This window comes from Sphingomonas sp. Leaf208, assembly GCF_001421415.1.
In the GTDB taxonomy this organism is placed as follows: Bacteria; Pseudomonadota; Alphaproteobacteria; order Sphingomonadales; family Sphingomonadaceae; genus Sphingomonas.
Map to the genome: position 1 here is coordinate 1 of NZ_LMKH01000014.1, position 17,832 is coordinate 17,832.

Annotated in this window: 16 protein-coding genes and 1 pseudogene; 15 read left to right on the plus strand and 2 right to left on the minus strand. The window is 63.5% G+C overall.

Annotation, left to right across the window (positions count from 1 at the left end):
* Positions 1-763: 763 nt before the first annotated feature.
* The 14 genes from ASE69_RS23430 (at position 764) to ASE69_RS09060 (ending at position 13,332) form a co-directional block, all read left to right on the plus strand.
* Complete coding sequence (locus ASE69_RS23430; RefSeq protein ID WP_082453011.1) at positions 764-1,087, plus strand: Rrf2 family transcriptional regulator; 324 nt, start codon at positions 764-766, stop codon at positions 1,085-1,087.
* Positions 1,075-1,647, plus strand: coding sequence for an RrF2 family transcriptional regulator (locus tag ASE69_RS23435; protein ID WP_082453012.1), 573 nt, complete (start codon positions 1,075-1,077; stop codon positions 1,645-1,647). The genes ASE69_RS23430 and ASE69_RS23435 overlap by 13 nt, the downstream gene beginning before the upstream one ends.
* Positions 1,635-1,910 carry a hypothetical protein gene (locus tag ASE69_RS21310; RefSeq protein WP_082453013.1) on the plus strand — a complete coding sequence of 92 codons (276 nt, stop codon included), beginning with the start codon at positions 1,635-1,637 and terminating at the stop codon, positions 1,908-1,910. The genes ASE69_RS23435 and ASE69_RS21310 overlap by 13 nt, the downstream gene beginning before the upstream one ends.
* A 222-nt stretch (positions 1,911-2,132) precedes the next feature.
* The gene (locus ASE69_RS09015; RefSeq protein ID WP_056485395.1) at positions 2,133-2,978 is read left to right on the plus strand and encodes a LysR substrate-binding domain-containing protein; all 846 of its coding nucleotides are present in this window, start codon (positions 2,133-2,135) and stop codon (positions 2,976-2,978) included.
* A gap of 176 nt (positions 2,979-3,154) precedes the next feature.
* On the plus strand, positions 3,155-3,955 hold the full coding sequence (locus ASE69_RS09020; RefSeq protein WP_056485397.1) for an ABC transporter permease: 801 nt from the start codon (positions 3,155-3,157) through the stop codon (positions 3,953-3,955).
* 3 nt (positions 3,956-3,958) lie between these two features.
* The gene (locus ASE69_RS09025; RefSeq protein ID WP_056485399.1) at positions 3,959-4,714 is read left to right on the plus strand and encodes an ABC transporter ATP-binding protein; all 756 of its coding nucleotides are present in this window, start codon (positions 3,959-3,961) and stop codon (positions 4,712-4,714) included.
* Positions 4,714-5,328: a cysteine dioxygenase gene (locus ASE69_RS09030; RefSeq protein ID WP_156362257.1), complete on the plus strand. Its 615-nt coding sequence runs from the start codon at positions 4,714-4,716 to the stop codon at positions 5,326-5,328. The genes ASE69_RS09025 and ASE69_RS09030 overlap by 1 nt, the downstream gene beginning before the upstream one ends.
* Complete coding sequence (locus ASE69_RS09035) at positions 5,325-6,548, plus strand: rhodanese-like domain-containing protein (RefSeq protein WP_056485404.1); 1,224 nt, start codon at positions 5,325-5,327, stop codon at positions 6,546-6,548. Before ASE69_RS09030 ends, ASE69_RS09035 begins: the two co-directional genes overlap by 4 nt.
* Positions 6,549-6,563: 15 nt before the next feature.
* On the plus strand, positions 6,564-7,664 hold the full coding sequence (locus ASE69_RS09040; RefSeq protein WP_056485406.1) for an LLM class flavin-dependent oxidoreductase: 1,101 nt from the start codon (positions 6,564-6,566) through the stop codon (positions 7,662-7,664).
* Complete coding sequence (locus ASE69_RS09045; RefSeq protein ID WP_082453014.1) at positions 7,664-8,683, plus strand: ABC transporter substrate-binding protein; 1,020 nt, start codon at positions 7,664-7,666, stop codon at positions 8,681-8,683. The genes ASE69_RS09040 and ASE69_RS09045 overlap by 1 nt, the downstream gene beginning before the upstream one ends.
* Positions 8,684-8,801: 118 nt before the next feature.
* Positions 8,802-9,314: a TonB-dependent receptor plug domain-containing protein gene (locus tag ASE69_RS22920; RefSeq protein ID WP_235518357.1), complete on the plus strand. Its 513-nt coding sequence runs from the start codon at positions 8,802-8,804 to the stop codon at positions 9,312-9,314.
* Positions 9,315-9,329: 15 nt separating this feature from the next.
* Positions 9,330-11,336 carry a TonB-dependent receptor plug domain-containing protein gene (locus tag ASE69_RS09050; RefSeq protein ID WP_235518361.1) on the plus strand — a complete coding sequence of 669 codons (2,007 nt, stop codon included), beginning with the start codon at positions 9,330-9,332 and terminating at the stop codon, positions 11,334-11,336.
* Positions 11,333-12,679: an LLM class flavin-dependent oxidoreductase gene (locus ASE69_RS09055; RefSeq protein WP_235518364.1), complete on the plus strand. Its 1,347-nt coding sequence runs from the start codon at positions 11,333-11,335 to the stop codon at positions 12,677-12,679. The genes ASE69_RS09050 and ASE69_RS09055 overlap by 4 nt, the downstream gene beginning before the upstream one ends.
* Positions 12,676-13,332 (plus strand): peroxiredoxin-like family protein, encoded by a 657-nt coding sequence (locus ASE69_RS09060; RefSeq protein ID WP_056485410.1) that lies wholly within the window; start codon positions 12,676-12,678, stop codon positions 13,330-13,332. The genes ASE69_RS09055 and ASE69_RS09060 overlap by 4 nt, the downstream gene beginning before the upstream one ends.
* A gap of 219 nt (positions 13,333-13,551) precedes the next feature.
* Here the strand turns inward: ASE69_RS09060 and ASE69_RS09065 are convergent, their stop codons facing one another.
* Together ASE69_RS09065 and dinB are read right to left on the minus strand one after the other, a co-directional pair.
* On the minus strand, positions 13,552-14,148 hold the full coding sequence (locus tag ASE69_RS09065) for an alpha-ketoglutarate-dependent dioxygenase AlkB (protein ID WP_056485412.1): 597 nt from the start codon (positions 14,146-14,148) through the stop codon (positions 13,552-13,554).
* Positions 14,148-15,242 carry a DNA polymerase IV gene (gene dinB / locus ASE69_RS09070; RefSeq protein ID WP_056485414.1) on the minus strand — a complete coding sequence of 365 codons (1,095 nt, stop codon included), beginning with the start codon at positions 15,240-15,242 and terminating at the stop codon, positions 14,148-14,150. Before dinB ends, ASE69_RS09065 begins: the two co-directional genes overlap by 1 nt.
* Positions 15,243-15,555: 313 nt before the next feature.
* Here dinB and ASE69_RS09075 point away from each other — a divergent pair.
* A pseudogene (locus tag ASE69_RS09075) lies at positions 15,556-17,787 on the plus strand (TonB-dependent receptor).
* Positions 17,788-17,832: the final 45 nt, after the last annotated feature.

A 17,832-nucleotide genomic window follows, 5' to 3' on the forward strand; every position in this document is an offset into this window, starting at 1 on the left:
GCCGCGCGTCATAAACATGGCCGCGCGTCATAAACATGCTTGACCCGAAGGGCTGCTTTCCAAAGCCGTGACGGTGACGGTTCCTGCCTCCCGTCAATCCAAGACAATGTCGTTATCAAACGTCCTTCGTCGCCGAACTTGGATACCAACAGATCCGCTTTTATAAGGCTGCCATCGGGACGTACATATGCTTTGCGCAGATGGGTTGGAGCGGCCTTATCTATCAGCCCCGTAAGCATTTTACTGCTTCTGGAGAGATCAGCAGGAGCGGTAATAGCTTTGTACGATATACCAATTAACCGATCAGGCCTGCGCTGAACCAGTCGACAGAACCCGTGATCAAAATCTAGAATGATCCCTGCCATGCTGGATACACAATGAGCGACGGGCATTCAGCGCCTTTCGAATAATTTAAGTTAATTTTCTCAAGGTTTGCGACACAATGAGCGACGGGCATTCAGCGCCTTTCGAATAATTTAAGTTAATTTTCTCAAGGTTTGCGAGATCGGCTTACTTCGTATGCTTGGCACGTGACTGCTACCGGTTGTTACCCCCCCTATCTAGCACAACTAAAAGACGATCGAAAACGCACAAAGATGCTGGGGTTTGATGCTGTTGGCAATCGACCGCGGTGAGACCCTTTGCCGCTCGCGTCAAAGCGTGGGCGGAGGTGAACGCTCAGGTGCTCGGTAGCGTGAGAAACTCGGCGTTTGCCGTGAGCGAGCGATTGGTTTAACTACTACCCGCCGGGTCGGAGTTTCACGTGAGCCATATCAGTACGGCAGTCGAGTATGCACTTCATACCCTGCTCTACATCATTGACTTGCCTGACGACGCAGCGGCGCCAAGTTCAAAGGATCTGGCTACGCTGCGCGCACTGCCAGTGAAGTTCATGGCAGGCGTGACGACYAAGCTTAACAAGGCGGGGATAGTCGTCGCGACCGAGGGTATGCGGGGCGGCATTCGCCTCGCCCGATCGGCTGAAGATGCGGCTTTTCATCTGCCAGTAAGGTTTAAAGTTCGACTACGTAGGTATTGTAAGAATGTGCTTAGCAATTCAGTATCAAGTCGAGTATGCACTCCATAGTCGAGTATGCACTYCATACCCTGCTCTACATCATTGACTTGCCTGACGACGCAGCGGCGCCAAGTTCAAAGGATCTGGCTACGCTGCGCGCACTGCCAGTGAAGTTCATGGCAGGCGTGACGACYAAGCTTAACAAGGCGGGGATAGTCGTCGCGACCGAGGGTATGCGGGGCGGCATTCGCCTCGCCCGATCGGCTGAAGAAATATCGTTTTATGACGTCGTGRTCGCAGTCGACGGCCAAAAAGCGCTCTTCGACTGCCGCAATGTTAGGCATGCATGCCCCTTGTACGGTCAAACGCCCCCTGCCTGGGCGACGTCCGGCGTATGCGGGATCCACGCCGTGATGCTGGAAGCCGACGCGCGGATGAAGGATGTTCTGAAAGCGAGAACACTTCGCGACATGGCTGATCATGCCGCCACGCGGGTTCCCGCKGAGTTTCGGGAAGARACCCGAATATGGCTGGAAAACMGATCTCAAACGAGGCGGCGAACATCGAGTTCGCYAGARGGCATCGCGAAATCTGCTGAGATGACGGAGGTAAAAATATGCCAGAAGTGAAAGCCCGTTTGCAGCAGCTGGCCTTGATCGAGCAAGCCGCCCAGAACGCCGTTTATATTGCTGATCAATGCAATGAGCTTTTGATTGGTATTCGAGCGGATGAATGCCTTCCGCAGCAGCTGGCCTTGATCGAGCAAGCCGCCCAGAACGCCGTTTATATTGCTGATCAATGCAATGAGCTTTTGATTGGTATTCGAGCGGATGAATGCCTTCRGACTGTTCGTGATCGCATCGCTGAAATTTCCGAGCAAGGCCGACTGTAGGTAGGCGTTCTGATGCTACCTTGGCTTGAAGACCCACAAGCAGACGTTCGGGCCTGCTTTGCCATCTCCCAGCTTCGGCCGTTCGTTAATCTCCGCGATCGGACCGCTTCAAGCCTCGATTCCTGCTCATGATGTCGCCTTCCGGAGGCGAGAGGCTTCGTTTCTCATCGGACCCATACAGATTAGCTGCTACGCATCAGCGCCTAGCTTCTAGGACCGATTATGGCCGTCAACATTCCTACCGACGTCGTGCGCAGCTTCGTCGCGATCGTCGATGCCGGCTCCATGCTCCGTGCCGCGGACCGCGTGTTCGTCAGCCAGTCCGCGCTCAGCCTGCAGATGAAACGCCTTGAGGAACTGCTCCAGGTCGCGCTGTTCCGGCGGGAGGGACGCAGGCTCGTCCTGTCGGTGCAGGGCGAACGGTTCCTGCCGCACGCGCGCGAGCTGCTTGCGGTCAACGACCGTGCGCTGGCAGCACTCGGCGACGGCAGCCTGGCCGGCCCCGCGCGGATCGGCTTCGTCCAGGATTTCGCGGAGACGTTGTTGTCCGGCGTCTTATCCGTATTCGCGTCCAGTAACCCCGACGCCTCGCTCGACGTTCGCGTCGCGGGATCGGCCGAACTGCTCGATCTGCTTGCCGCCGACCGTCTCGATATCGTCCTGTGCATCGGCGAGGACATCGACAAGGCCGCCGTCGCCACCGCCGACATGCACTGGCTCGGTAATCCACGCCTGACCTCCGCCGCGATCCTGCCCTTGGCGGTGCTCCAGAAGCCATGCCGATTCCGCGATGCCGCGATCGCCGCGCTGGAGGCGGCGGGCAGGCCCTACCGGATCGTCCTGGAGACGCCGAGCCTGTCCGCCCTACGCGCGGCAGTAACCGGCGGCATCGGTATAACCTGTCGGACCGATGCCTTGATGGGGCTCGATCCGGAGATCCACGACGGGCTCCCCGCCCTGCCCCGCGTCGGCTATGTCCTGCACATCAACGACACACGACATCCAGTACTCGACCGGCTCCACAACGTCGTCCTTCGCTCGATCGTCGCATCCGACAGCGGAGATTGACGCTCTTCACTTCCGCAAAGTCTTTCTTTCCCGGTTAGCTAACCTGCTGAGATTGATGCGGTTTTTCGCTCGTATTTGCATCACTCATAAGGCTCGCAAGCTATTCTCTATTGAACCGATAGGAATTGAAGACGCATTGAAGGCGCTCTGGAAAACGAGCGTCCGAAAGGCTGTCCATGGCGAAGACGTCCCAACGATCCACCAGCCGATCATGGCAGAGCAGGCTCCAGCGTAGCCGCTGGGTATCGCCGATAGCGCTCATGCTGGCCTGGGAGGCGGCGTCCCGGAGCGGCCTGATCCCAACCCGCACGCTGGCGGCGCCTTCGCAGGTGCTCGGGACGCTGTGGGGCATGGTCGTTTCGGGTGAATTGCCCGCCAACCTCGCCGTATCGCTCGGTCGCGCAGCGGCGGGCCTCGTGATCGGCGTGAGCCTCGGCATCGTCCTCGCCCTGGTCGCCGGCCTCACCCGCGAGGGCGAGGCGGCGGTCGACTCTCCCGTGCAAATGCTGCGGACATTGCCCGCGCTCGCGCTGTCGCCACTTTTCATCGTCTGGTTCGGGATCGGCGAGATGCCCAAAATCGCGCTGATCGCGTTCGCGACGCTGTTTCCGGTCTATCTCAATCTCTACAATGGCATCCGCGGCGTCGACGTCCGGCTGATCGACGCGGGGCGCAGCTTCGGCCTGTCGCACGCGCAGATCGTCACCGACATCGTCCTGCCCGCCGCGCTGCCGCAACTGCTCGTTGGCCTACGCTACGCCTTTTCGGTCGCGGTGCTGATCCTGGTCGTCGCCGAACAGATCAACGCGTCGGCGGGTCTCGGCTTCCTGATCAACAACGCGCGCGATTTTATGCGGACCGACATCATCGTCGTCTGCCTCCTTGTCTATGCCGGGCTCGGCCTGCTCGCCGACCAGTCCGTGCGCCTGATCGAAGACCGTGCGCTCGCGTGGCGCCCCAAGCTCGTGGAGGCCTGACCCATGATTATCTCGCACATCATCCCAATGCCGCAGCCCGTCCGCCCCGTCGTCAAGCTTACGCGGTTCTCGCGCAGCTTCGGTACCAACACCGTCCTCGACAATCTCCATCTTGATATAGCCCAAGGCGAGTTCGTCGCGCTGCTCGGCCGTTCGGGATCGGGCAAGACCACGCTCCTACGGACGCTCGCGGGACTCGATGCCGCCGATGCGCAGGACGTGACAATCCCGACCTCTCGCGCCGTCGTGTTCCAGGATGCGCGGTTGCTGCCGTGGAAGCGCGTGTGGCGCAACGTCGGGCTCGGACTAAAGGGACCGGACGTGCGCGACCGGGCGGAAGCGGCGTTGCGCGAGGTCGGTCTCGGTCATCGTCTCGACGTCTGGCCGCTGACGCTGTCGGGCGGCGAAGCGCAGCGTGTGGCGCTCGCCCGCGCGCTGGTCCGCGAACCGAAACTGCTGCTGCTCGACGAGCCGTTCGCAGCACTCGACGCGCTGACCCGCGTCAAGATGCACGGCCTCGTGATGGCGCTGTGGCGCGCGCACAAGCCCGCCGTGTTGCTGGTGACGCACGACGTCGACGAGGCGATCGCGCTGGCCGACCGGGTACTGGTGCTCGATGCCGGGCGGATAGTCGTCGAGGAACGCATCTCGGTCCCGCGCGGTCAGCGTACCGGAATCGCGACGGCATTGCGCGAGCGGTTGCTGGGATCGCTAGGCGTCGAACGCGACGAGCCCCTGCCCTTCGTGAAGGCCGAATGATGGCGAGCCTCGTACAAAACCGCCTACGCCTCGACCGCTTGCGCGACTTCGTCACCGGCATCGGCACGCTGCTCGACCGCACCCGCGACGAACGCTCGCTGCTGAAGGAAGGCAGCACGGCGCTGGGTAGTCTGGTCGCTCACGACGACTGGCTGCCGGACGCGTACGCAGCGCCAAAGCCGGATCGTTACTCGCAATACCTCCTCCATTGCGACAGCCGCGAACGCTTCTCGGTCGTCAGCTTCGTCTGGGGACCGGGACAGGCCACGCCGATCCACGACCACCGCGTCTGGGGTCTGGTCGGCGTGCTGCGCGGCGCCGAACTGTCCGAACGGTTCGCGCGCTACCCGGATGGTGGCTTGCACGCGGTCGGCGCAATCGAGCGGCTCGAAGCCGGCGAAGTCGAGGCCGTCTCGCCGTCGGTCGGCGATATCCACCGCGTATCGAACGCGTTCGACGACCGGGTGTCGATCAGCATCCACCTCTACGGCAGCAACATCGGCGCGGTCGAACGCGCCACCTATGACGCGGCGGGCACGCCAAAGCGGTTCGTGTCGGGCTATGCCAACGCCGTGCTGCCGAACCTCTGGGACCGTTCGGGAGCCACCGCATGACCACCCCAACCGAGATCCGCACCGCGCTGCTGCTCGGGCACGAAATCGCGCTGCTCGACGTCCGTCACGAGGCCGCGTTCGCGACCGGGCACCCGCTGTTCGCCGCCAATCTCGCCTTCAATCGGATCGATCTGGAAGCGATGATCCGCCTCCCGCGCAAGGACGTACCGATCGTGCTGTACGATGACGGCGAAGGCTATGTGCCGACCGCCGCCGCAGCGCTGGCCGCTCTTGGCTATACAAACATCGAGACGCTCGAAGGCGGACTCAAAGGCTGGCGCTCGGCGGGCTTCGAAGTGTTCGAGGACGTGAACTCCTACTCGAAGGCATTCGGCGAACTGGTCGAGGCGCGCCGCCACACGCCGTGGCTCGCTGCCGAGGACGTCGCCGCGCTGATCGAGGAAAAGGCCGACATCGCAATCCTCGATGCGCGCCGGTTCGAGGAATATGCGACGATGAACATTCCCGGCTCGACCAGTGTGCCGGGCGCCGAACTCGTGTTGCGCGTGGCCGAGGCGGTGCCCGATCCCGACACGACGATCATCGTCAACTGCGCCGGCCGAACGCGTAGCATCATCGGCACGCAGTCGCTGATCAACGCCGGAATCCCCAACCGTGTCGTCGCGCTGCGCAACGGCACGATCGGCTGGACGCTCGCCGGCCAGTCGCTCGCGCATGGTAGCGACCGTCCTGCGCCAGAAATACGAAAGAGCGACGAAACCGCCGCCACCGCCCGCGCCGTCGCATACCGCGCCGGGGTAAAACGCCTGACGCCTGCCGAGCTAGCTGTGCTCGAACGCGATACCAGACGCACGCTCTACCGCTTCGATGTACGCCGTCCGGACGAATACGCCGCTGGCCACATCGCAGGCTTCCGCTCCTATCCCGGCGGCCAACTCGTGCAGGAAACCGACATCGCCGCGCCCGTCCGCGGCGCGCGCATCGTCCTCGCCGACGACATCGGGCCGCGAGCCGACATGACCGCGTCGTGGCTCGCGCAAATGGGGTGGGACGTGTTCGTCCTCGACGGCGGTTTCGACACCCCCCTCGAAACCGGCCCCGGCCCGACGATCCCACCGGGCGACCCCACGCACCGCTACAAGCGCCCCTACGAAGGCACCGACAACGCCGCCGCCGCAATGCAAGCCTATCTAGACTGGGAATACGGCTTGGTCGACCAGCTCGCGCGCGACGGCACGCACGGCTTCTACGTCATCTAACACTGGAGACACGTCATGCCCGTCAAGTTCATCGGCTATATCGGTTTCAACGACGCGTCCGAAATCCACGGCGTCGGCAAGGCGCGCGGGCTCGACAAGGCTTATGTCGAGGCCGCCGCGATCGCGCAGGAAAAGGGTGGCTTCGACCGCGTGCTGATCCCGTTCGGCTCCGACAGCCCGGAAAGCCAGATCGTCGCCGCGCACGCCGCCGCGATCACGACCAAGCTCGGTTTCCTGATCGCGCACCGCCCCGGCTTTACACAGCCGACGCTCGCCGCACGCCAGTTGGCGACGCTCGACCAGCTCTCGGGCGGACGGGTCGCGGTCCACATCATCACCGGTGGCGCGGACAGCGAGATGGCGCGCGACGGCGATCATTCGGTCAAAGACGATCGTTACGCACGCACCGCCGAATATCTAGAAATCCTGAAGCAGGAATGGTCGTCGGCCACGCCGTTCGATCACGACGGCCGTTTCTACAACGTCCGCCAGGCGTTCAGCCAGATCAAGCCGACCAATCTACCCGTGTTCTTCGGCGGATCGTCACCCGCTGCGATCGACGTCGCCGGGCGCCATGCCGATGTCTACGCACTGTGGGGCGAGACACAGGCGCAGGTGCGCGAGGCGGTCGGCACTATCCGCCATGCCGCAGCGCGCTATGGCCGCAACCCCGGTTTCTCGCTGTCGCTGCGCCCGATAATTGCGGACACGGAAGAAGCTGCGTGGAAGAAAGCCGACGAGATCGTCGAGAAGGTCCGCGACCTCCGCGTCTCGGCCGGTGCGGCAACCAGCGGCCACGCACCACCGAACGCCGGCTCGCAGCGGCTCCTCGACACCGCCAACCAAGGCTACCGCGTCGACAAGCGGCTGTGGACGGGTGTTGCGGCACTCGGCGGCGCGCAGGGCAATTCGACCGGACTGGTCGGCACGCCCGAACAGGTCGCCGACGCGATGCTCGATTACTATGACCTCGGCATCGACCATTTCCTGATCCGCGGGTTCGAGCCGTTGCAGGACGCGATCGATTACGGACGTGACCTGCTGCCGGTTGTCCACGAGTTGATCGCCGCGCGCGATGCAGAACGCGATCTCGAACCGAAGCGGGCGGTGGGCTGATGCCGGACTGGACGGATGACGAGGGGGCGGCAGCGACGCCGCCCCCTCCAGCGGAAGGCCTGAAGCGCTGGTGGCCGTTGCTGCTGGCCGTCGTGCTCGCGGCAGGCCTGTATGCGTGGCTGGGACGCGGCGGGGCGAGCGGCGACGTGCTGCACGTCGGCAGCCAGCGCGGCGGCACAAAGGCGCTGATGCTCGCGTCGGGCGCGCTCGACGGTGCGCCCTACCGCGTCGAATGGTCCGAATTCCCCGCCGCGCAAACGTTGCTGGAAGCGATCGGCGCGGGTGCGGTCGATGTCGGGATGGTCGGCGACGCTCCGTTCCAGTTCGCCTACCAGAGCGGCAGCCCGATCAAGGCGGTGGCGGTGCAGTCCGCAACGTCGCGACCGCGCGAAAGCCTCGCGATCCTCGTGCCAGCGCGGTCGCGGATCGACGATGCGGGTGGTCTTCGCGGCAAGCGGATCGCAACGACGCGCGGCTCGGTCGGCCACTACCTCCTGCTGCGTGCGCTCGATGCGAAGGGTCTCAAGCCCGCCGACGTCCGCCTGATCTTCCTCGCGCCGGGCGATGCCAAGGCGGCGTTCGATACCGGCTCGATCGATGCCTGGTCGATCTGGTCGCCGTATAGCGGGACCGCGCTCGCCGAAGGGGCGCGCGTCGTCGCCGACGGCGCGGACTATCTCAGCGGTTATGGTTTCGACGCGGCGAACGCGAGCGCGGCAACTGCGAAGAAGGCGATCCTGACCGATTACCTGCAACGTGAGTCCCACGCACTCGATTGGGCCCGTGCGCATCCAGAAGACTATGCCGAGGTGCTCGCCAAGGAGACCGGTCTGCCGCTCAAGATCGCACTGTTCCATGCCAGGCATCTGCCAATGGCGCGGGTACCGCTCGACGACACGGTGAAGGCCGAGGAACGCGATGTCGTCGCTCAGTTCCGCAAGGCAGGCGCGCTGACGGGCGATAGACCGCTCGACGACGCGTATCTCCCGCTCGACCAAGGGGCACCCCTTGCACGCTAAGCTTCGAATGCGGGCCTGACCCGCCCGCGGCCCGGGGCCGCCCAATCTTCGTCTTTTTACTTCGCGCGCCCCCGCTTCGGCAGGATCGGAGACGCGCGCCTAGCCCACGGACATCAACATGACATCGACCTCCCGCTTGCTCGCCGGTGTCGCCCTCGCGACCTTCGCCTCGCCCGCCTTCGCGCAAGACGCGCCGCCATCTCTCGGAACGACTTTGACCGAACCGGCTACGGGCGGTGGCACCGACGACACCATCATCGTCACCGGCGTTCGTGGCGGACAGGCGCGGACCGTCGCCGACAGCCCGGTGCCGATCGACGTCATCAGCCGTCGCGAGTTGCAGGCGACCGGGCGCACCGGGTTGAAGGAAATCCTTGGCAACATCGTGCCTTCGCTGACGATGCCTGCGCTCGGTGGCGGCGGGACCTCCGCGAGCGTCAAGCCGATCGCGATCCGCGGTCTCTCAGGCGATTACCTGCTTGTGCTGGTCAACGGCAAACGTCGTCACACCACATCGCTGATCAACAACCTCTCGCGCATTTCGGGCGGTTCGACCCCGGTCGATATCGACCTGATCCCGACCAACGCCGTGGGCCGCATCGAGGTGCTCCGCGACGGCGCGGCCGCGTAATACGGCTCGGATGCGGTGTCGGGAGTCATCAACATTATCCTCGACGATGCCCCCAAAGGCGGACGCTTCTCGATCACCGGCGGCCAGCAATATTCGAAGGGCGCTCCGCTCCTTCAGACCGATCTCAGCTACGGCACGCAACTCGGTGAGGGCGGGTTCTTCCGCGCCGCGGTCGAAGCCAAATACCATGATCGTGCGGACTCCTCGGCCGATGCCGTCCCGCGGATCCTGCCGCTGGTGAACGGCCAGCCGGACCCGCGCGAGGCGACGCTCGACCATGTCTATGCCGGCGGATACGGTCGCTCGAACCGCGACAAGATGATCAACGGCTCGTACAACGCCGAGCTACCGGTCGGTGATACACTGCGGCTCTACAGCTTCTCGACGCTCAGCTACCGCGACATTCGCGACGCGCGCGGCGCGTATATCCCTTCCTCCACCGGCTATGGCGGGCAAGCGAACACAAACGGCGTGTCGGTCTTGCCACAGCTCTACCCGACCGGTTTCCAGGCGTATCGGCGGATTAAGGAAACCGATTTCCAAGTCACCGGCGGCCTCAAGGGTGATCTGGCAGGCTGGGCATGGGACCTGAGTTCCAGCTTCGGCCAGGATCACGTGTGGCTGGGTGCCGAGAACACGTTGAACCCTTCGATCGGGCCGACCAGCCCGACGAACTTCTACATGGGCACCCAGATTCAGGATCTGTGGGTCAACAATCTCGACCTCAGCCGCGACGTCGAGGTCGGCCTCGCCAAGCCGCTGTCGATCTCGGTCGGCGCGGAACATCGCTGGGAACGCTTCCAGTCGCGTGCGGGAGAACCCGACAGCTATCGCAACGGTGGCTACGAGATCCCGGTCGACGACACGCCGTTCGGGCAACTCTATGGCGGTCGCTATCCGTCGCCGGGGCTCGTCTCGTTCACCGGCACCTCGCCCGCCGACGCCGCCTCTCTCAGCCGCAACAATTTGGCCGGCTATGTCGACCTGGCAACCAACGTCACCGATGCGTGGTTCATCGGCGTCGCCGGCCGGTTCGAGCATTACGACGACAGCGCTGGCAACACGGTCAGCGGCAAGGTCTCGACGCGGTACGAGCTTGCGCCCGGCCTTGCCATCCGCGGCGGCGTCAACACCGGCTTCCGCGCGCCGTCGCTCGCGCAGACCGGATTTTCGACCACGCAGAACACCACGACGGTGATCGGCAACACGCCTGTCTCGACGATCGCCAAGTTCCTGCCGGTGAACAGCGCCGCGGCGATGGCGCTGGGTGCTCAACCGCTGAAGCCGGAAAAGTCGCTCAACTACACCGCGGGCATAACCTACGAAGCCGGTGCCCTCCACCTCACGCTCGACGCGTATCAGATCCGTGTCGACGACCGCATCGTCAAGACCGAGTTCCTCGGCACGGCGTCGAACGGCGGCACCGCGATCCGCGACATCCTGATCGCCAATGGTGTGACCGGCGTCGACAGCGCGCAGTTCTTTACCAACGCGATCGACACGCGCACGCGTGGCATCGACGCGGTCGCGGAATACACCTTGCGCACGAGCGGCCTCGGCGCGTTCCGGCTGAGCGCTGCCTATAGCTACAACAAGACCAAGATCCTCAGCATCGCCGACAATCCGGCAGCACTCAGTTCGCTGAACGTCGTGCTGTTCGGCCGTCAGGCGCAACGCGATCTGGTCGCCGCGCTGCCGCGTACCAAGCTGGTACTGACTAACGACTGGTCGCTCGGCCGCGTCCATGCGCTGGCCCGCGCGACGCGATACGGCCGCTACACCGAGTCGAGCAACGTCGCGACCGGCGACAGGACGTTCGGCGGCAAATGGGTCGCTGATCTCGACATCGGCTATGACCTGACCGACAGGGTCACGCTGGCGGTCGGTGCCAACAACCTGTTCGACACCTATCCCGATCGTAACGGCCTGATCGCGGTCGATGGCAGCGGCGCCTATGGCGGGTTCGCCCCGTTCGGGCTCAGCGGCGGATCCTATTACGCGCGCGTCGGCGTGTCACTGTGAGCCGCCAGATGCACCTAGCGCTGTTCGTGACCGCGGATGGCATTCACCACGGCGGCTGGCGTCATCCGCAGGCGAGCGGCGCGGATCAGAGCTTCGGTTTCTACCGCCGCCTCGCCGCACAGGCCGAAGCCGCCAAGCTCGACATGCTGTTCGTCGCCGACAAGCTGGCAGTGGACGATCTCTACGGCAGCCACTTCGCAACGACGGTCCGCTACCGCGCGTCGCGCGGGACGGAGCCGCTTACGCTGCTATCGGCGCTTGCGGTCACGACCGAGCGGATCGGTCTCGGCGGGACGATCTCGACCAGCTATACCGAGCCATACCACGTCGCCCGGATGTTCGCGTCGATCGACCATCTCAGCAGTGGCCGCGCGGCGTGGAACGCGGTCACCTCGGTCAGCGACGCCGAGGCGCATAATTTCGGCCGCGCCGAGCATTACGACCACGCAACCCGCTACGCGCGCGCCAGCGAATATCTCGACGTCGTCCGCCGCCTTTGGGATACGTGGGAAGAGGATGCGATCGCCCCCGACAAGGGTGCCGGCATCTATGGCGATCCGGCGAAGGTCCATTATGCCGATCATGCGGGCAAGTGGTTCGACGTGAAGGGCCCCCTGTCGCTGCCGCGTCCGCCGCAGGGTCACCCGGTGCTGATCCAAGCCGGCGCATCCGGCGCATTTCAGGATCTCGCGACGCGCAACGCCGAGGTGGTTTTCGCGGTCTATCCCGACATCGATCGTGCCAAGGCCGGCTATCGCCGCTTCAAGGACGATGTCGCCGCCGCCGGACGGTCGCCGGACGCGGTGAAGATCCTGCCTGGCATGGTGCCGATCATCGCCGACAGCGACGATGCCGCCGCCGACCTGCTCGGCGAACTCGACGCGCTGGTCGAACCGCTGGCGGGGCTCAGCTTCATGTCCGGCAGCATGAACTACGACCTCGCCGGTCACGCGATCGACGATCCCGTCCCCGACATCCGCGACTTTATCCGGGGCAGCAAGGGCCGCTTCCACTACGTCATCGGCAAGGCGATTGAGGAAGGCTGGACGTTTGCGGACCTCGGTCGCTGGTACGGCTCCAGCCTGTCCTTCGCCAAGATGATCGGCAGCCCGCGCACCGTCGCCGACCAGATGGAACACTGGTTGATCGAGGAGGCCTGCGACGGGTTCGTCGTCATGCCTGCGTTCATGCCGGCCGGCGTCGACCGGATGCTGCGCCACGTCGTGCCGCTGCTGCAGGCGCAAGGGGTTTTCCGCCGGGATTACGCCTCGTCCACGCTGCGCGGCCATCTCGGGCTCGCGCATCCAGCCAACAGCTTTCATCGACAAGGAGACCGATCATGACCGAATCCGTCCGCGCCGCCTTGGCCGCGCTACAAGCCGAGCGCGACCGCAGCTGGACACCGGCACAGCTCGCGCTCAACACGGGCCAGCGTTTCGATCTCGTGGAAAGCTTCGACCCAAGCAGTGCAGTAAGAGCGGGCGACACGATGCCCGATTTTGCGCTCGACGGGATCGACGGCACGATCGTACGCCGCGATGCGGTGATTGCCGACGGACCGGCCGTGCTCATCTTCTTCCGGTTCGCCGGGTGCCCCGCCTGCAATACCGCGCTGCCGGTCTATCAGCGCGCGCTCTGGCCGAGCCTGCGCGATCTGGGCGTACCGCTCGTTGCGGTAAGCCCGCAGATCCCGTCGCTGCTGTCGGAGATCCAGCGGCGTCACGCGTTCGATTTCACGATCGCCAGCGACCGCGACAATGCACTCGCGCACCGGTTGGGGATCGTCTTCGAGGCGAATGCGGCAACGCGCCAGGCCGCCGCGACGCCGCTAGGGACGGTCACCGGAACGGGCACGTGGGAACTGCCGTTTCCAACCGTTCTACTGATCGGCAGGACCGGCATCGTCGAATGGGCGGATGTCGCACCGGACTGGATGCAAAGGACCGAGCCGAGTTCGATCCTCGACGCCGTGCGATCGATCATGTTACCGATCTAACGGCGGAGGGCGGAATACCGCGAAGAAGCGATCTTTCGCATCTTCCTGAGATAAAGCTCGTCCCGTCCTGTGAGCCCCTTGCCGCCTTTCGACTGCATTGAGTTGCTAGCCGGCTTGGACTCGCGGATCTGACCCAGTTGTGGACATTCGCGGGTAACTCTCCGCCGTCCGGTTTCGGACATTCGTTAATCAGATCTCTGCGGAACGGCATGTTACGCTCTAAGAGCGGGATATGGGTTCTCCAGCCAAATTCTTTCGCCCGATCATAGACAGACTGCGGAATGTAATCGACCACCGAGGTCGGTCCATCTCGACAATACTGTGTTCCCATTCGTGGCGAGCAGCTCCGCTTAATTGGTAAGCGGCGCGGGGATCGAGCGGGGCAGTAGCCCGCTCGAAGCCACCTTTACACCGGCGTCTGAAGCGCATCGTCGCAGACTCGCCGAGCGATATGCCGATGACATCCTCATATACCGGTCGATCACGGTGCCAGCCGATGCCTGCGCCAGGATCATACCGGATCAGCAGTGCCTGAACGAGAAGGGTCGGGTCCAGCTGGGCAAAACGTGCCGCGCGGTCCCTGATCGGAAGCAGCCAATCGGGAAGCGGTTCGGCAGCCACCGGACGTCCCACCTCGAAATCGTAACTCCAGCCGAATGACGTGGTGAGGCGCTTGCCGGTCCAGCCCTGGAACTTGAACGGGGTCGGATCGGTCGCGTCGATCCGCACGATCAGTGCCTGTTCCTCGTCCCGATCGAGGAAGTCGGGACATGCACGAAGCCCAGGTAGTACCGGCATATCGAAAAGATCGAGCATTATGCCGCTGCGGGCGCTGCGAAGATCGGCAATTGCTCCAACTCTGCCGCCGTCGCCTCCGCAAAGTTCGACACCGTTACGCCGACCAGCCTGATGCCCTTGGCCAAGGGAAAGACCGAACGCACGAGATCGATCGCCGCCTGACGCAACTGGTCGTGGACGGTCACGACCGTCGGTTGGCTGCGGCTTCGCGTGATCTGCTGAAAATCGGCATATTTGATTTTCACGGTGACCGTCCGACCGAACGCTCGGCGCCGTTCGCACCAGTTCCAGACATCGTCCGCCATCCGCAGCACCCCGGTTTCAATCTCGCTCTCGTCCGTCAGATCGCGGTCGAACGTCGTTTCCGAACCGGACGACTTGCGGACCCGGTTCGGATTGACGGAACGCGTGTCCCGCGCACGAGCGATGCCGTAATACCATTCGGCAGAACTGCCGAAATGCCGCCGCAGGAAGTCTAGCGACTGTGCGCGAAGATCGGCTCCCGTCTCGATACCCAGCCGCTTCATCTTAGCCGCGGTGACAGGACCGACGCCGTGAAACCGGGCGACCGGCAACGTTTCGACCCAGGCCGGCCCCATGTCCGGAGTGACCGCAAACTGACCGTTCGGCTTTCGGTGATCGGACGCGATCTTGGCGAGGAACTTGTTGTACGAAATTCCCGCGGACGCCGTCAGTCCGGTCTCGCGGAATATGTCCGCACGGATGGCTTTCGCGGTGAGCCACGCCGTCGGCAAGCCCACCTTGTTGTCGGTGACATCGAGATAAGCCTCGTCCAGCGATAACGGCTGGATCACCGTCGTGTAGCGCGAGAATACCGCGTGAATTTGTCGAGACACCTGCTGGTAAACCTCGAAGCGTGGCGGCACGAATATCAGGTTCGGACAACGACGTTGTGCCGTCACCGAAGGCAAGGCCGACTTCACCCCGTATTCGCGCGCCTCGTAGCTGGCGGCCGCGACGACGCCACGAGCCCCCGCGTGACCGACCGCAACCGGCTGGCCTCGGAGCGCCGGATTGTCCCGCTGCTCCACGGAGGCAAAGAAGGCGTCCATATCGACGTGAATGATCTTGCGGCTGGGCTCGACGACCATGGTCGAGCGGAATATCGCAAAACGAACGAATGGAGAACACTGTTTCTGGCGTGTGTATCCCACGCCGCGTCGTCAGCTCGAACGAGGCCTCGATCGGACAGGTTTGTGCAACATGGATTATCTTCGCCAGCTCCAATTCCATATCCCATTGGCACCTAGGATTTGAGTCCATTCTCCCGGAGCGTGAGCCTGAAGAGGACACGCTGAAACGACAAATGGGGGCAGAATGCTAGTATCCGTGCGATCCGGCTTTTTAATTCTAACGACCGTAGCTCTGCCCTGCCCCTTGCTGGCACAAACCGTGCCCGTGGACGTGCCATCAGCCCCCGCGCCTGCCGAAAGTGCGGATGCTTCCGGCGACATCGTCGTCACGGCGCTCCGTCGCCAATCGACGGTACAGACAACGCCAATCGCCATCTCGGCGCTGGGGGAAGGCCAGTTGGCCAAGCTTGGCGCGACGACCATCGCCGACATCATTCGGCAAGTCCCGGGACTGCAGCTGACGGAGAGCGATTCAGGACGCACGCGCGTTTCGATCCGCGGCGTTCAGGCGGCCGGCGAAAGCACCGTCGGACTGTATTACGGCGAGACGCCGCTGACCGGTCCTTCCGGGACGAATTCGGACCCCGCGGGAAACACGCCGAACCTCAATCTCTTCGATGTCGAGCGGGTCGAGGTCCTGCGCGGTCCGCAAGGTACGCTCTACGGATCCGGATCGATGGGCGGCACTCTGCGCGTGTTGTTCAACCAGCCCGATGCGAGCAAATACGAAGGTACCGCGGAACTGCAGGCGACCACCACGCGGAACGGCGGCATCGGCTATTTCGTGAAGGGTGCGCTCAACGTCCCGATCATCGCGGACAAGCTCGCGCTGCGCGTCGTCGGCTACCGCGAGCGGCAGGGCGGCTATGTCGACTACACACTGCTCGACCGGAAGAACACCAACCGCGCTACGCTCGAAGGCGGTCGCGTCATGCTGGGCTTCACGCCGAATGACGACGTTTCAATCACCGCGACCGCGCTGCTGCAGACCCAGAACATTGACGGCACCGCGCAGTATAATTCGGTCCTCGGACCGTTCCGCGCGGACTTCCAGATATTCCAGCCGTGGCATGACAAGCTGCAACTCTACAACGGCGTCGGGCGGTTCAATCTCGGCTTCGCGACCCTGACGACCAGCGCGTCCTGGTATCGCTGGAACGTGGAGAGCACCAACGACAACAATGCCGCGTTCGCCAGCGTAGTTTCGGGCGCACGGTGGTGCCCGCTCTATACCCGCGTCGCCCTGGGCATTCCGACGACGACCTGTACCCCTGCACAACGTACCGCGTATCAGGCCTATGCCCGGTCGAAGGCGCCGTTCGGTGCCTATCAGCCGCGCTATGTCCGGAATTTCATCCAGGAAGCACGGCTCGGCTCGAACGGGAATGGCCCACTCAGCTATACCGTCGGCGTGTTCCACGAGGATCGCTTCGACCGCGTAGACACCCTGCCCTTTGCCGGCGACCCGGTCAGCGGCGGGCAGCGCGATCCGGTCGACAATCTGGGCGGTCGCAACATCCTGACCAGCGTCAAGCAGACCGCGTTCTTCGGCGAGGTCGGCTACCGGTTGCTGTCGCCGCTGACCCTGACGGTCGGCCTGCGCCACTTCGATTATACCAAGACCGTCGGCGGCGAGTATCTCGGCTACAATTTCACCAACGGCCAAGAACCGCGCCCCTATGAGGAAACCAAGGCCAACGCCAAGGGCTGGGTGAAAAAGTTCAACGCTGAACTCCGTATCACGCGTGATTCGCTGATCTATGCCAACGCCGCACAGGGGTTTCGTCCCGGCGGCGCCAACAACATTCCCAATCTGCCGGCGCAATATCTCGTCTACCGTCCGGACTCGCTGTGGAATTACGAGCTCGGCGCGAAGACGTCGTGGTTCGATCGGAAGGCAACGCTCAACGTCGCGATCTATCGGACCGACTAGGACGAGGTACAGACCTCGGTATCGACGCTCCAGCAGGGCGGTGGCAATTTCAACTTCATCTACAATCTCGCCGGCGTCCGGGTCGAGGGTGTCGAAGTCGAAGCAAGCGTTCGCCCGGTCCGCCACCTCAGCATCAATGGCAGCGTCAACTACAACGATGCCAAGCTGACCTCGGACCAGATCGATTCCACCGGGTTCATCAATGCTCCCGGCCGCAGCGGCGATACGCTGGCCTATATCCCGAAGACGACGGCGTCGGCTGGTGTCGAGTACTCCCCGCCCCTGACGGATAGGCTGACGGGGCTGATACGGTTCGACTGGACCTATACCGGGCGGATGAACACCGAATTGCGAGAGACCAATGCGTTCTATCGCGAGATCGGCAACTTCAGCATCTTCAACGCGCGGATCGGCGTCGATGCGCAGAACGGACTTGCCGTTTCGCTGTTCGCGAACAACGTCTTCAACAAATACGGCCTGAACCGGGTTGCCTCGGCGACCGGCGTACCGGACTATTATGTCAGTTCCCGACCCCGGACGATCGGTATCAACGCCCGCAAGAGTTTCTGACGATCCCCTGCCGGGTCGACCACGTCATCGTTCTCGGCCCTTGTT

What these genes read in the sequence shown, in the direction of transcription:
- ASE69_RS09015 (WP_056485395.1), top strand. Translation starts at nt 2,133, where the DNA reads ATGGCCGTCAACATTCCTACCGACGTCGTGCGCAGCTTCGTCGCGATC.
- ASE69_RS09020 (WP_056485397.1), top strand. Translation starts at nt 3,155, where the DNA reads ATGGCGAAGACGTCCCAACGATCCACCAGCCGATCATGGCAGAGCAGG.
- ASE69_RS09025 (WP_056485399.1), top strand. Translation starts at nt 3,959, where the DNA reads ATGATTATCTCGCACATCATCCCAATGCCGCAGCCCGTCCGCCCCGTC.
- ASE69_RS09030 (WP_156362257.1), top strand. Translation starts at nt 4,714, where the DNA reads ATGGCGAGCCTCGTACAAAACCGCCTACGCCTCGACCGCTTGCGCGAC.
- ASE69_RS09035 (WP_056485404.1), top strand. Translation starts at nt 5,325, where the DNA reads ATGACCACCCCAACCGAGATCCGCACCGCGCTGCTGCTCGGGCACGAA.
- ASE69_RS09040 (WP_056485406.1), top strand. Translation starts at nt 6,564, where the DNA reads ATGCCCGTCAAGTTCATCGGCTATATCGGTTTCAACGACGCGTCCGAA.
- ASE69_RS09045 (WP_082453014.1), top strand. Translation starts at nt 7,664, where the DNA reads ATGCCGGACTGGACGGATGACGAGGGGGCGGCAGCGACGCCGCCCCCT.
- ASE69_RS22920 (WP_235518357.1), top strand. Translation starts at nt 8,802, where the DNA reads ATGACATCGACCTCCCGCTTGCTCGCCGGTGTCGCCCTCGCGACCTTC.
- ASE69_RS09060 (WP_056485410.1), top strand. Translation starts at nt 12,676, where the DNA reads ATGACCGAATCCGTCCGCGCCGCCTTGGCCGCGCTACAAGCCGAGCGC.
- ASE69_RS09065 (WP_056485412.1), bottom strand. Translation starts at nt 14,148, where the DNA reads ATGCTCGATCTTTTCGATATGCCGGTACTACCTGGGCTTCGTGCATGT.
- dinB (WP_056485414.1), bottom strand. Translation starts at nt 15,242, where the DNA reads ATGGTCGTCGAGCCCAGCCGCAAGATCATTCACGTCGATATGGACGCC.